The organism is Pseudoclavibacter sp. RFBG4, from assembly GCF_002931515.1.
Lineage (GTDB): Bacteria > Actinomycetota > Actinomycetes > Actinomycetales > Microbacteriaceae > Pseudoclavibacter.
The window spans coordinates 31706-44826 of sequence record NZ_PSYC01000051.1 but is presented as its reverse complement, the minus strand read 5'-3'; the positions used below and the strand labels follow the sequence as shown (position 1 = coordinate 44826).

At 69.6% G+C, this 13121-nt stretch carries 12 protein-coding genes and 1 pseudogene; 3 read left to right on the top strand and 10 right to left on the bottom strand.

Annotated features, from left to right (window positions below):
• Positions 1 to 277 precede the first annotated feature (277 nt).
• Entirely contained in the window at positions 278 to 757 is a 480-nt protein-coding gene (locus C5E10_RS17305) for a hypothetical protein (RefSeq protein ID WP_104332695.1), read from the top strand.
• A gap of 13 nt (positions 758 to 770) precedes the next feature.
• Here C5E10_RS17305 and C5E10_RS17300 read toward each other — a convergent pair whose 3' ends face one another.
• A complete protein-coding gene (locus C5E10_RS17300) occupies positions 771 to 2381 on the bottom strand; it encodes a PucR family transcriptional regulator ligand-binding domain-containing protein (protein ID WP_181062817.1) in 1611 nt (536 codons plus the stop codon).
• Positions 2382 to 2489: 108 nt separating this feature from the next.
• Between C5E10_RS17300 and C5E10_RS17295 the strand changes: the two genes are divergently transcribed.
• Complete coding sequence (locus C5E10_RS17295) at positions 2490 to 3809, top strand: aspartate aminotransferase family protein (RefSeq protein ID WP_104332693.1); 1320 nt, start codon at positions 2490 to 2492, stop codon at positions 3807 to 3809.
• A gap of 202 nt (positions 3810 to 4011) precedes the next feature.
• Here C5E10_RS17295 and C5E10_RS17290 read toward each other — a convergent pair whose 3' ends face one another.
• The 4 genes from C5E10_RS17290 to C5E10_RS17275 form a co-directional block, all read right to left on the bottom strand.
• Entirely contained in the window at positions 4012 to 4593 is a 582-nt protein-coding gene (locus C5E10_RS17290) for a hypothetical protein (protein WP_146080325.1), read from the bottom strand.
• 370 nt (positions 4594 to 4963) lie between these two features.
• Positions 4964 to 5641: a CE1759 family FMN reductase gene (locus tag C5E10_RS17285; RefSeq protein WP_104332691.1), complete on the bottom strand. Its 678-nt coding sequence runs from the start codon at positions 5639 to 5641 to the stop codon at positions 4964 to 4966.
• Between the two features lie 176 nt (positions 5642 to 5817).
• Positions 5818 to 6984, bottom strand: a complete 1167-nt coding sequence (locus C5E10_RS17280) for an LLM class flavin-dependent oxidoreductase (protein WP_104244763.1) — start codon at positions 6982 to 6984, stop codon at positions 5818 to 5820.
• Between the two features lie 94 nt (positions 6985 to 7078).
• Positions 7079 to 8074 carry a DMT family transporter gene (locus C5E10_RS17275; RefSeq protein WP_104332690.1) on the bottom strand — a complete coding sequence of 332 codons (996 nt, stop codon included), beginning with the start codon at positions 8072 to 8074 and terminating at the stop codon, positions 7079 to 7081.
• Between the two features lie 70 nt (positions 8075 to 8144).
• On the opposite strand from C5E10_RS17275, the gene C5E10_RS17270 reads away from it, so the two are divergent.
• Positions 8145 to 9032 carry a LysR family transcriptional regulator gene (locus C5E10_RS17270; protein ID WP_104332689.1) on the top strand — a complete coding sequence of 296 codons (888 nt, stop codon included), beginning with the start codon at positions 8145 to 8147 and terminating at the stop codon, positions 9030 to 9032.
• A 7-nt stretch (positions 9033 to 9039) separates the two neighbouring features.
• Here the strand turns inward: C5E10_RS17270 and C5E10_RS17265 are convergent, their stop codons facing one another.
• The 5 genes and pseudogenes from C5E10_RS17265 to C5E10_RS17245 all read right to left on the bottom strand — a co-directional run bounded on the left by C5E10_RS17265 (position 9040) and on the right by C5E10_RS17245 (position 13033).
• A complete protein-coding gene (locus C5E10_RS17265; protein ID WP_308471389.1) occupies positions 9040 to 9600 on the bottom strand; it encodes a gluconokinase in 561 nt (186 codons plus the stop codon).
• On the bottom strand, positions 9597 to 10673 hold the full coding sequence (locus C5E10_RS17260; RefSeq protein WP_219820402.1) for an L-idonate 5-dehydrogenase: 1077 nt from the start codon (positions 10671 to 10673) through the stop codon (positions 9597 to 9599). Before C5E10_RS17260 ends, C5E10_RS17265 begins: the two co-directional genes overlap by 4 nt.
• Before the next feature lie 34 nt (positions 10674 to 10707).
• Positions 10708 to 11445, bottom strand: a complete 738-nt coding sequence (locus tag C5E10_RS17255) for a fumarylacetoacetate hydrolase family protein (RefSeq protein ID WP_258071196.1) — start codon at positions 11443 to 11445, stop codon at positions 10708 to 10710.
• Positions 11445 to 11570 (bottom strand): annotated as a pseudogene (locus C5E10_RS17250) (SDR family oxidoreductase); the annotation flags it as partial. The gene C5E10_RS17255 and the pseudogene C5E10_RS17250, both read right to left, overlap by 1 nt.
• A 5-nt stretch (positions 11571 to 11575) precedes the next feature.
• Positions 11576 to 13033 carry an MFS transporter gene (locus C5E10_RS17245; RefSeq protein WP_258071195.1) on the bottom strand — a complete coding sequence of 486 codons (1458 nt, stop codon included), beginning with the start codon at positions 13031 to 13033 and terminating at the stop codon, positions 11576 to 11578.
• Positions 13034 to 13121: the final 88 nt, after the last annotated feature.

Below are 13121 nucleotides of genomic sequence, written 5' to 3'. Positions count from 1 at the left end.
AGGGCTTCCACTTCTACACCCGCGAGAAAGCCGTCACCAGCCGCTGGCTCGATCCCGCCAAGCACGGCGGCATCAACCTCGGCTTCCCCGAAAACGACTGACCGGCACGAAACTGCTGGCGCCCCCGCGAACGATGGGCGAGACAGACCCCGGGCTTGTGCATCCGATTCCAGCGATCCGGATGCACAACCCCGGGGTCTGTGGCGCAGAGCATGCGCAACTCGCAGGTCTGTCGGAGGCAAGGCTTCTTCCGAGGCGAGCAGGCGAAGATGCACGCGTGCGAATCCTCCTCAAGCTCGAGCTCGACTGCCCAACCGAACTGCTCGCCGACGCCCTCCAGCGGCCGGAAGCCTTCCGCGCAGTGGCGGGCCCACTCGCGGAAGTGCGCTCGCTCGAACCCGGCGGCTTCCCCGAACGCTGGTCACCCGAGCGCCCGCACCGCGTCGAGATCCGCCTGCTCGGCGTGGTTCCGCTCGGCACGCAGGTCATCGACGGCCAGTACCGCGACCTGGGAGACGGGATGCACGAGCTCCGCGACCGCGGGTACCCGGAGTCGGGACTCATGGCCGTCATGACGACGTTCGAGCACACGATGGTCGTCTCGCCGCTGCCCGGCGGTCGCACGCTCTACCGCGACCAGCTCAAGCTGGGCGCTGGCCTCCTGACCCCGTTCGTGTGGTTCGGGATGTGGATGTTCTGGCAGAAGCGCGCCCTCAGCATGCGGCAGCTCGCAGACCGGCTCCGGAACGGGCAGTAGCCGCCGCGCTGAGTCAGGCGTCGTCGAGGAGGCGCATCGCCGACCACACCTCGGCCCGCCCGGCGAAGGACTGCAGGTCGATGCCGAGGAGCTGCTCTGCCGTGGTCACGCGGCTGCGAAGGGTGTGCCGGTGGATGCCGAGTGACTTCGCGACCGGGTCCCACGCGCAGTTCCCCTCCGTCCAGGCGGCGAGCGTGTCGAGCAGCAGGCGGCCCTGCTCCCCATGCTCGAGCAGGGGCTGCAGGACGCGGCGCGCGGTGACCCGGCCGTCGGCCGCCTCGAGCGCGCCGAGCATCCCCGTCGTGGCGAGGTCCTCGAACCGCACGGACGGCCGGTTCGGCGTGCTGCGCTCCGCGGCCTTGCGCGCCTCCGCGAGCAGTCGCGGCAGCTCGGGCCAGTCACCGGGCGCGGAGGCGCCCGCCGAGAAGCCAGCCTCTGTGAGCGCCTCGAGCAGTGCCGCGCCCCCTTGTGCTGGCACGATCGCCACGAGGTCGTGGTCCCGTGCGGCGAAGAAGATCGGCTCAGGACCGGACCCCGCGAGCCGCTCGAGCCGGTCGAGCAGCGCCTGCCCGGGTTCGCCGCCCCGCGCCTGCATGACCCGGATCGGAGCCGCGGGGAGCTTGCCCCACACCGTCTCGGCGGTGCGCGTCGCCACCTCCATCTCGCCGGCGAGGAGCAGCTCGAGGAGGCCGACGCGCAGGTGCCCGCGGGCCGCATCCAGCTCCCGATTCTGCTCGAGCGCGATCGACGCGTGACCGATCGCGCTCGCGACGAGGTCGTTGCCCGCCAGATCAAGCGGGGCTCGCCCGCCGACCGCGAGCACCCCGCGGAGCTGGCCGTGCTGGCCGACGGTCTGCAGGGTCACGTCACCACTCTCGCCATGCAAGTGCGCTCCAGAGCGACCGCCGCGAGCGAGGAGGCTCTGCACCATCCGCTCGATCTCAGGAGCTTCGCTCTCCGGCACCCGGATGCGCGTCTGCGCGTCCACGCGGAGCCCCGTCGAGTCGTAGAGCGCCACCCAGCTCTCCAGCTGCCGTTCGAGCTCGACGAGGATCGCGCCGAGACCGCCGGGCCTGAGGGCGGCCCTCGCGAGCTTGCGCTGCGCCTGCAGCGACCATTCGAGCCGAGCGCGCTGCTCGAGGGCGCGCTGGTCGGCGAGGTAGCGGATGACGCCGATGAACGGGGTGCGTTCGGCGACCTCGACGAGCGTCAGGCCGTGGCGCTCGCAGGCGGCGACGAGGGCAGCGGGCACCTCCGCGTGGATGACCTCGGTCGCGAAGCCGAGCGCCGCGATGTCGGCCGCCCGCAGTCGGGCGACATACGCGTCGAAGACGTCCTCGCTGGCGAGCGCTTGGAACCGAACGGTCGCGGTCGCGGACACCGGCGAGCGCAGTCCGTTCGCGGCGCTCTGCGGCTGCGCTCCGGGGTCCGGCGCCTCCGACACCGCGAACTGCATGCCGTCGGTGAGCAGAAGCTGGCCGGCTTCGAGCCACGGCGTCGGGTCGCCGAGGTCGGAGCTGTGCGCCCACACGAGCTCGCGGTCCAATGCGCTCGCGTCCGCGGCGTGCAGAACGCGCAGCTTGAACTCGGTCTCCTCCACGAGCTCGCGCAGCGTGACACTCACGCCAGCCCCCTGTGCGCGGAACCATGCTGACGCTTTTGTCGAGTCATGGCACCCATTCTCACCGATTTGACCACGAACGCGACGCATTCCGGGCCGCAGAGTGGAGACATGACCGCTCCCACCCTCAGCACCCACCTCAGCAACACGGACGTTCGCGAGCGCGACCTCGCCTCGGTGTTCCACTCCTGGTCAGCTCAGGGGAAGATCTCGCCGCTGCCCATCGCCCGCGGCGAAGGCGCGAGGCTGTGGGACTTCGAGGGCAACGAGTACCTCGATTTCTCGAGCCAGCTCGTGAACGTCACGATCGGCTACCAGCACCCGAAGGTCATCGCGGCCATCCAGGAGCAGGCCGCAAAGCTCGTGACGATCGCCCCGGCGCACGCCAACGAGACCAGGGCGAAGGCGGCGGAGCTGATCCTGTCGCACGCCCCAGAAGGCCTCTCGAAGGTGTTCTTCACGAACGGCGGTGCGGATGCGGTCGAGAACGCCATCCGCCTGGCCCGCCTCTCGACGGGGCGCGACAAGGTGGTTTCCCTGTACCGCAGCTACCACGGCAACACGGGAGCCGCGATCGTCGCAACCGGCGACTGGCGACGCATCCCCAACGAGTACGCGCGCGGCCACGTGCACGCCTTCGGGCCGTACCTGTACCGCTCGGAGTTCTGGGCAGAGACGCCCGAGCAGGAGAGCGCACGGGCACTTCGACACCTCGAGCGCGTCGTCCAGGCTGAGGGCCCCGCCTCCGTCGCGGCCATCCTCATCGAGAGCATCCCCGGAACCGCGGGCGTGCTCGTGCCGCCGCCCGGGTACCTCGCCGGCGTGCGGGAGATCTGCGACCGCTACGGCGTCCTGCTCATCCTCGACGAGGTCATGGCCGGGTTCGGGCGGACCGGCGAATGGTTCGCGTTCGACGCCTACGACGTCCGGCCCGACCTCATCACCTTCGCGAAGGGCGTCAATTCGGGCTACGTGCCGGTCGGCGGGGTCATCATCTCGGAGGAGATCGCCGCGCACTTCGACGAGGAGGTCTTCCCGGGAGGGCTCACGTACTCGGGGCACCCGCTGGCCGCAGCCTCCATCGTCGCGACCCTCGAGACCATGGAGGAGGAGGGCATCGTCGAGAACGCGGCCCGCCTCGGACGCGAGGTCATCGGCCCCGCACTGCACGAGCTTGCCGCACGCCACGACGTCGTCGGCGAGGTGCGTGGCAAGGGCGTCTTCTGGGCGGTGGAGCTGGTCAGTGACCCGCTGACGCGCACCCCGCTCGCCGCGGCCGACATGTCGACCATCAAGTCGCAGCTCGTGGCCCGCGGCCTGCTGCCGTTCGTCGCCGACAACCGCATCCACGTCGTGCCACCCGCCGTCATCACCGACGCGGATGCGCTCCGCGGCATCGCCATCATCGACGAGGTGCTCGCCGAATTCTGAGCGCTGGGACTCGGCGCCGCTCCATTCCTGGGCCACTGGACTGCTGCGGCAATGGGCGTCGCCGCGAACGGAATCGCGTTTCCTGGCCAACTTCCGTGACGATTCGGCATCGGCGGACCGCCGGGGCGTCAGCGCGAGCACGGCGTCACGGAAGTTGGGCAGCCGTGACTCCGCGCCGCAGGGAGCGCCCGCGGCCGAGGGCCTACTTGTCCTCGGGCGGCGGAATCAGTGCCATGAGCGCGGTGAGGCCGCCGATCACGAGGCCCGTCTTGGTGTGCGCGGCCGTCACCCCGCGGTCGGCGCGACGCTCGCCGAAGCGGTAGATCCACCGCTCGCCGACGACGGCGGCGAGGATCGACCCGATTCCAGCAGCCGTGGCGAGCCCGCCGAGGGCGACCCGGCTCGCCGGAGAGAGCGAGATCCAGAACTGGGAGAAGCTCTGCGGCTTCCCGTCCGCACCGTCTTCACCGTTCGGTCGCTCGCCCGACGCCGGGTGTGGCGCATCAGCCTGCTCGCTTGGGCCGCCGATGAGCTCGCCCGGTGCCTGCGCCGCTGGCTGCACGAGCAGGTCGGTGTCATCGTTCCGACTGCGCTTGCCGATCTTCAGCTGGTCGTACTCTGACGCCGCGAGCCCGCCGACGCCGACGGCCAGCATCGTCTTCGCGACTCCGCGACCCGCTTTCGACGAGATCACGTCAGGGGTCGCGTAGTAGAGGGCGGTCAGCGCGCCCTGTCCTGCTGCCAGAATCGCGCGCTTGCGGAAGTCGGTTCCCGGAGAAGTCATGCCCCCATTGTCCCGACTCGGTCTGATCAGAGCCTCAGCAGCGAACCGCAGCGCGAGCATCCGCCCCTCCCCGGTCTCGGGATGGCGAAGTCACTTCGTGCTGGAGAAGTTCCCATAACGAAGTGACTTCCCCACCCCGAGACGGGAGATCGGACGGGACGGGACGGGACGGGACGGGACGGGACGGGACGGAACGGGATCTGACGGGAGGACGGACGCCGGCGCCCACGCCACGTCTCGGGATGGCGAAGTCACTTCGTGCTGGAGAAGTTCCCATAACGAAGTGACTTTCCCACCCCGAGACGGGCACCCGAGGTGGGCACCCGAGGTGGGCGGCGAGGCAGGGCGGCGAGTGCGGGCGGCAGCGCGGCTAGGCCGCGCCTCCACCTGCGGCCATGCGCATGAGGTCGGAGTTCAGCTCGATGCCGAGCTCGGTTCCGCCTGCGCTGCCGAGCTCGTGCTGGTAGCCGCCCCAGTTGTCGCCGCGGATCGTCTGCTCGACGCCGGCCTCCATCAGGGCGAGGAGCTCGACGGATGCCCGCTCGATGCGGGACCCGAGGCCCGCATCCTGCCAGTCCTCGGTCGAGGCGAAGAGCGACGTGGGCACGGTCATGGTGCGCAGGTACGCGAACATCGACCGCATCTGCTCGTCCACGACAAGCGCGTGACGCGCGGTGCCGGCGGTTGCGGCGAGCACGACGGGCTTGGCGATGAGGAGGTCGTTGTCGAGGGTCTGGAAGAACGACGTGAAGAGTCCGCTCGGCCCGGCCTTGTAGACGGGGGCGGCCGCGATGATGCCGTCGGCGTCGCGGAGCGCCGCGATGGCGCGCTCGAACTGGGGGCCGAAGCTCTGCGAGCCGAGGGCTGCTGGCAGTTCGGGGAGGAGCATCCGCAGATCGATGTGCGTCGATACAACGTCACGGCCGCGTGTCGCCGCGAGTTTGGAGACGCCACGCTCGATGCGGTCTGCGAGCAGCTTCGTCGACGACGGGTCGCTGATGCCGGCGTTGACGAAGGCGACGCGGTAGGCGCCTTGTGCGTTGGTCATGGGAGTCCTTCCGAACGGGTTGGAGCTGAGAAGAGAGCGAAAAGGAGAGCCAGGGGGCCGAGTGGATGCGCGGGGCCGGTCGAATGGGCCGGCCCCGCGCACTCACTTCGTGGCAGCTCGGCGACGAGCGTGGCGGCTCGGCGACGAGCGCGGCGGCTAGCCGACGAGCGCGGTGGTTAGGCGACGAGCGCGGTGTCCTGGTAGGGCGAGGAGCCGGTGACGTTGTCGCCTCGGTTCTCGTTGGGGCGCGGCTGGCGCGGCGCGGCGTCGCCGTACTTCGCAAGGACAAGCGACTCGTGCGTGGGCGCGTCGGGGACCTCGGCGGGGCGGAGCGCCTCGAGCTCGCGGCGCAGCACGGGAACCACTTCGGAGCCGAGGAGCTCGAGCTGGTCGAGCACCATTCCGAGCGGCAGGCCGGCGTGGTCCATGAGGAACAGCTGGCGCTGGTAGTCGCCGAAGTGCTCGCGGAACGTCAGGGTCTTGTCGATGACCTCCTGCGGGCTGCCGACCGAGAGCGGGGTCTGCTGCATGAAGTCCTCCATGCGCGGCCCGTGGCCGTAGACGGGTGCCTCGTTGAAGTAGGGACGGAACTGGTCCTTCGCGTCCTGCGAGTTCTTGGCGATGAACGCCTGCCCGCCGAGGCCGACGATCGCCTGCGAGGCCTTGCCGTGGCCGTAGTGCTCGTAGCGCTGGCGGTAGAAGTCGATGAGGCGCATGTAGTGCTCCTTCGGCCAGAAGATGTTGTTCGCGAAGAACCCGTCGCCGTAGAAGGCGGCCTGCTCGGCGATCTCCGGGGTGCGGATGGAGCCGTGCCACACGAACGGCGCAACGTCGTCGAGGGGGCGGGGCGTCGAGGTGAAGCCCTGCAGGGGAGTGCGGAACTTGCCTTCCCAGTCGACGACGTCCTCGCGCCAGAGGCGGTGGAGCAGGTTGTAGTTCTCGAGGGCGAGGGGCAGGCCGGAGCGGATGTCCTTGCCGAACCACGGGTAGACAGGGGCGGTGTTGCCGCGGCCGAGCATGAGGTCCATGCGGCCCTTGGAGAGGTGCTGCAGCATCGCGTATTCCTCGGCGATGCGCACGGGGTCGTTGGTCGTGATGAGGGTCGTCGACGTGGAGACGCGCAGCGTCTTCGTGAGTGCCGCGATGTGCGAGAGGAGCACGGCGGGCGAGGAGGAGAAGAAGGGCGGGTTGTGGTGCTCCCCGATGGCGAAGACGTCGAGGCCGACCTCTTCGGTCTTCTGGGCGATCTTGACGATTGCGTCGATGCGCTCGGCCTCGCTCGGCGTCTCGCCGGTGACCGGGTTGCGTGTGATGTCGCTGACGGAGAAGATTCCGAACTGCATGTTCAGCCCTTTCGTTGTGGATGCACGGGCCGGGTCTGTCCTGGTTCTGGATTCCCAACTCCATGCATATGCATACAACGTAGCGCGTGCGGATCTATTCCCGCGTGCTCGACTCCACTGGCAGCGCACCTTCGACGGGAGCGGCGACGGGAGCAGCGACAGGGGCGGAGACGGCGGCTCGAGCCCGCATCCCGGGCACACGCCCCTGGCTCGCGAGCACCCCCACCACAACGATCAGACCGCCGAGCGGCTGGTTCCAGTGCACCGACTCCCCCAGCACCACCACCCCCAGGATGACGCCGACAACTGGCGAGAGGTAGGTGACGGTGGATGCGCGGGCCGGACCCCAGTCGCGCAGGATGCGGTTGTACCAGATGTAGGCGAGTCCGGTCCCGAGCACGCCGAGCCCCGCGACGGCCAGGAGCACGGGCAGGTCGATCGATACTTCGCCCCGCGCGGTGAGGGGCGCGAGGAGCCACACGATGACGGCGGCCAGGCCGATCTGGACGGTCGACAGCGTGATCGTGTCGTATCCCGAGCCCGTGAGGAACCGGCGCATGTAGAGCCCCGCGAATCCGTAGGAGACGGTGGCGCCGAGGCAGGCGAGCTGCGCGGGCAGCAGCTCGGGCACCTGGCCTGTGCCGATGAGCTGCCAGGGGCCCGCGAGCACGACGACCCCGCTCAGGCCGACCACGAGGCCGACGACCTGCGTGCGCGTGAGCCGCTCGCCGACGAGCACAAGCGGCATGAGCAGGAGCGTCATGATGGGTGTCGTCGCGTTGTAGATGCTCGAGAGGCTGCTCGGCATGTACTGCCCAGCCCAGGCGAAGAGCGAATAGGGCACAACCGCGAGCGCGAGGGACACGACGAGCATGTGCGTCCAGATCCTTCGCCCCCTCGGCCAGCGTCGTCGCGTGACGAGCATGATCGCGACGAGTGCCAGGGCCCCCAGCGTGAGCCGTCCCAACACGAGCTGCGCTGGACTGAGCCCCTCGAGCCCGACTTTCATGAAGAGGAAGCTCGCACCCCAGACGAGAGAGAGGACGACAAAGGCGGCGACGGTGCCGCGGGTGTTGCCGGTAGGACTCATGGGACTTATTGTTGGCGGCACCCCCACATGAGGCAAATGCATCTGCTTCATCCCCACATGAGGAGACCTCATGAGTGTCACCATCGCCCAGCTCCGCGCACTGGTCACGGTCGTGGATCGCGCGTCCTTCACCGTTGCCGCCACTGAGCTGGGGGTCAGCCAGTCGGCGATCTCGCACTCCGTGACGGGCCTCGAGAAGGCTGTCGGCGGCCGGGTCCTGCGCCGTGACGGCGGGATCACCCTCACCGCGCTCGGCCTCGGCGTGATCGAGCATGCCCGAGCCGCGCTGGCCTCCGTCTCAGCGCTGGAGAGCGCCGTGCGCCGCGACGAGACCCTGTCCGGCACCGTCCGACTCGGGGCGGTCGCGACGGTCTGCCAGGGACTGGTCCCTGACCTGCTGGCTCTGTGGTCCGCGCGGCTGCCCAACATCGCCGTGTCGATCTACGAGGGCGACGACGAGGAGATGCCCGAGTGGCTCGAAGCGGGACTCGTCGACGCCGCGGTCCTCGTCGAGCCATCCCCCGTGCCGCCGGGCGGGCTCCTCGTCGCCACGGACGAGTTCGCTGCGCTCGTCCCCGCCGACCACCCGCTCGCGCAGCAGGACTCGATCCCGCTCGACGAGCTCGACGACGACGGCCTCATCGTGTCGACGGGCGGATGCGAGACGCACGTCAGGAAGATGCACGACGAGCTCGGGCTCCCCTACGTCTTCTCGCACCGCGTCCGCGAGATGAGCACGATGTTCCGCATGGTGCAGCAGGGCATGGGCGTCGCCGTCATCCCGTCCCTGGGGCGCGGGATGCTCCCGGACGACCTCGTGATGCGCCCGCTCACGGCACGCAGGCCGCGGCAGCTCGTGCTGTCCGGGCCCACCACTCGCCCATGGCACCCGCTTGTGGGGGCACTCGTCGATGCGACTGGCGTCGACTTCGCGAGCACGGTGAAGGTCGAGCTCTGACGGCCCCTCAGGCTTCGGAGGGTTCGGCTCCCTCGAGGTACGCGACGATCGCGTCCACGATCTCCGCTGGCGTGCCCGCGACGGGAACCACGACCCCCGCCTCCCAGGGTGCGAGCGGTTCGAGCACCTCGAACTGACTGTCGAGCAGCGTCGTCGGCATGAACTCGTGCTGTCGCGTCGCGAGGCGTGAGGCGACGAGGTCGCGCTGGCCTGACAGATGGATGAAGCGCAGCTCGGGCACGCTCGAGCGCAGCAGCTCCCGATACCAGCGCTTGAGCGCCGAGCAGGCGACGATCGTCACGCGCCCTTCGGCGGCGTTCGCGGCGATCGTCGCGCCGATGACCTTGAGCCAGGGCACACGGTCTTCGTCGTCGAGGGGGTTCCCTGCCGCCATCTTCGCCTTGTTGGCGGGCGGGTGCAGGTCGTCGCTGTCGATGAAGGTCACGTCGAGTCTTGCCGCCAGTGCTGAGCCGATCGTCGTCTTGCCCGTACCCTGCACCCCCATGACGACCATGGGCGGATGCGCAGGAGCGGGACGCGCGGCGCCTTCGGCCTCGGCCGCGCTCACGACGCGGCCCCGTCCACGCGAGCGACAGCGTCAGCGTCAGCGAACGAGAGCAGCACCTTCGACGACCTGGAGGCGTCACCCGCGACGGCAAACGCCTCGAGCGCCTGCTCGACCGGGAACTCGTGCGTGAGCACTGCATCCACGAGCAGTGAGCCGTCGGCGAGCGCGCCGATCACGGCGTCGATCTCGTCGGTGAAGCGGAACGAGCCGACGAGGGTCAGCTCGCGAGTGATCGCGAGCGACAGGAGGGCGGGGACTTCACCGCTGCGCTGCAGACCGAGCAGGACGACCCGGCCCGCGCGACCGGCGCCACGGATGGCGCTGGCGAGCCCCGGCACCGTGCCGGACGACTCGACGACGACATCGGCGTGCACGGCGGCGATCGCCGCCGCATCGCGCGCGTCGATGACGCGATTCGCACCGAGCTCGGTGGCGACGGCAAGCGGCAGCTCGTGGAGGTCGCTCGCGATGATCTCGGCGGCACCGTGGTGCTTCAGCACGGCGACGACAAGCGCTCCGATCGGGCCGGCGCCGATGACGAGCACGCGCTTGCCTCGCACGTCTCCGGCCTGCCCGACTCCATGCCAGGCGACGGAGGCCGGCTCGGCGAGGGACGCCAGCTTGAAGTCGAGGCCCGCCGGCAGCACCCGGAGCATGCGTGCTGGCAGGGCGACTCGACGCGCGAAGGCACCCTGGGTGTGCGGGATACGCGCGGCGGATCCGAGATACGTGCCGGCAGGCGAGAGGTTCGGCCGCTCGGCCGGATAGGGGGTCACGCCATCGTCACCCTGCGTCGCGGGGTGGACGGCGACTCGCTGGCCGGCCTGAGGGCCGCTCCCGTCGGCCGCGGCCTCGAGCACGGTGCCGACGATCTCGTGGCCGAGGACGAGCGGGTCATGCAGGATCGACTCCCCCGCGGCCCCGTGCATCCAGTAGTGCAGGTCCGACCCGCACACGCCGCCATACGCGATCGCGACGACGGCCTGATCCGGGGTCGGCTCCGGTTCCGGCAGCGCGTCGAGCCGCAGGTCACCCTTGCCGTGGGCGACGACTGCGAGGTTCTCCTGGGTCACTTGCGATCTCCTTGCACGTCGAATGGTTCGTGGGTCAGACGCATGGCGTCACCAGCGGCACGCCTGCGACGGTGATCTCGATGAGGTCCCCAGGTTCGGCCGCGAACCCCGACTTCGGGGCGCCCGTCATGATGATGTCGCCGGGGCCGAGCGGCACCCAGCTCGTGACGTAGGCGACGCACTCGGCGATGCCCGCTGGCAGCTCCTGGCTTCCGGTGAGCACCTTCCGCTCGCCGTTGATGCGCACCTCGAGTTCGGCGTCGGCGAGGTCCGCTCCCGTCTCGATCCAGGGGCCGAGCGGCGTGTAGCCGACGCCGCCCTTGCCCTCGAAGTTCCGGGGGTCGATGCTGCCCCGATCTGGGTTCGAGATGTCGTTCACGGCGGTGAGACCGAGGATCACGGTGTGCGCGTCCTCCGCGGACACGTCGACCGCGTCACGGCCGATGACGACGCACACCTCGCCCTCGATGACGACCTTGCCGACGCCTCGGCGCAGCGCCACCGGGGTTCCGCTCGGCACGACCGTGCGGGGGCTCTTCAGCCAGGCCTGCACCGGAGAGGGATGCTCTGGGCCGTTCTGCGCGATCCCGACGACGATGCGCGGCTCGCTCGGAACGAGCAGCGTCGCATCCGCGACACCCTCGCCTTTGCGCGTCGGCTCGACGCCGCGTGCGAACGCCTCGTAGGGGTCACTGCAGGGCACCCACGAGTCGCCATCGGCGAACGCGTGCGTGACGGTGCCGTTACTGGTCTGGATCCTGGAGATTCGCATCACACAACCGCCGTCATTCCGCCATCGACATAGATCGTCTGGCCGTTCACGAACGCCGAAGCGTCACTGGAGAGGAACACGAGCGTGCCGACGAGTTCGTCGACCTGCCCCCAGCGCCCGGCGGGGAGGCTCACGACTTGGCCCCCACCGCGGCGGATGCGCTGCTCGCGGTGCCTGCGGCAGGTGCGGCCTCGTAGATGTCCTGCAGGTCGATGAGGCCGGTGTCCTCCTCGTCGGTGGAGACGCGAATGGCGTCTTCCTTGCGGAGCAGGTCGCGGCCCTTCGTCTCTGGAACGAGGAACGTCGCTGCAGTGGTGATCGCGGCGAGCGTCGCGAGGTAGAGCCCCATGACCACCCAGTTGCCGCCGGTGAGCGTGAGCAGCCACGTGCCGACAACGCCGGCCAGGCCGCCGGCGAGCACGGCAGAGAGCTCTCGGGCCATGGCAACGCCGAGGTAGCGGTGCTTGTTGCCGAACAGCTCAGGGAGCATGGCGCACTGCGGCCCGAGCATCGAGTTGACGGCCACACCGATGCCGACGGCGATGACGGCGATCGTGAGGGGTCCGTTGCCGAGCGAGAGCATCCACCATGCGGGGAATGCGAAGAGCAGCATGAAGATGGCGCCGAACCGGTAGACGGCGCGGCGGCCGAGCTTGTCGGAGAGGTGCCCGGAGAGCGGTACCGAGAAGATGCCGATGAGCGAGCCGATCGTGACACCCCAGGTCGCGATGCCGCGGTCGACGGGGTTCGCGATGAACGTGCCGGCGACGAACGCCAGCGACACGTTCTGGAAGATGTACGAGCCGCCGTTCTCGGCCATGCGCAGGCCGACGCCCGTGATGACGCCGGGCATGCCGCGGGTGAAGATCTCACGGATCGGGTGGTCGGCGACCTGGTCGCTCTTCTCGAGCTCGACGAACGTCGGGGTCTCACGGAGGCGCATGCGGATGAACAGCGCGACGAGGATGAGGGCGAACGACCCGAGGAACGGGATCCGCCAGCCCCACGACAGGAACGCCTCGTCCGGCATGAGCGTCAGCAGGCTGAAGACCACGGCGGCGAGGAGCGTGCCGGCCTGGATGCCGACGAACGGGAGCGCGGAGAAGAACCCGCGGCGCTTCACGGGCGCGTACTCGGCCATGAGCACCGTGGCACCGGCCTGCTCGGCGCCGGCGCCGAAGCCCTGCGCGAGTCGGAGGAGCACGAGCAGCGCTGGGGCCCACAGCCCGATCGTCTCGTAGGTGGGGAGGAGGCCGATCGCGGTGGATGCGCCGCCCATGAGCACGATCGTGATGACGAGCACGCCCTTGCGGCCGAGGCGGTCACCCATCGTGCCGAAGAAGAGCCCACCGAAGGGGCGGGCGACGAAGCCGACGCCGTAGATGGCGAAGGCGCCGATGACGGCGACGGCCGGGTCGCTCTGGTCGAAGAAGAGCTTGTTGAACACGAGCGCGGTCATGAGGCCGTAGAGCGCGAAGTCGAAGTACTCGAGGGCAGAGCCAATGCTCGAGGCCAACGTCGCGCGGCGCAGGTTGTCTGCGTACTCCGGGTCGTCGGTCGGCACTGGAGGCCGGGTGTTCTCAGTCACGAAACATCTCCTTTGATGTGCGGTGCACCGAGGCCGTGGTGAGCGCATCGGTGCATGCTTGCTGACCACAAGCTAACACTCCAGTGGA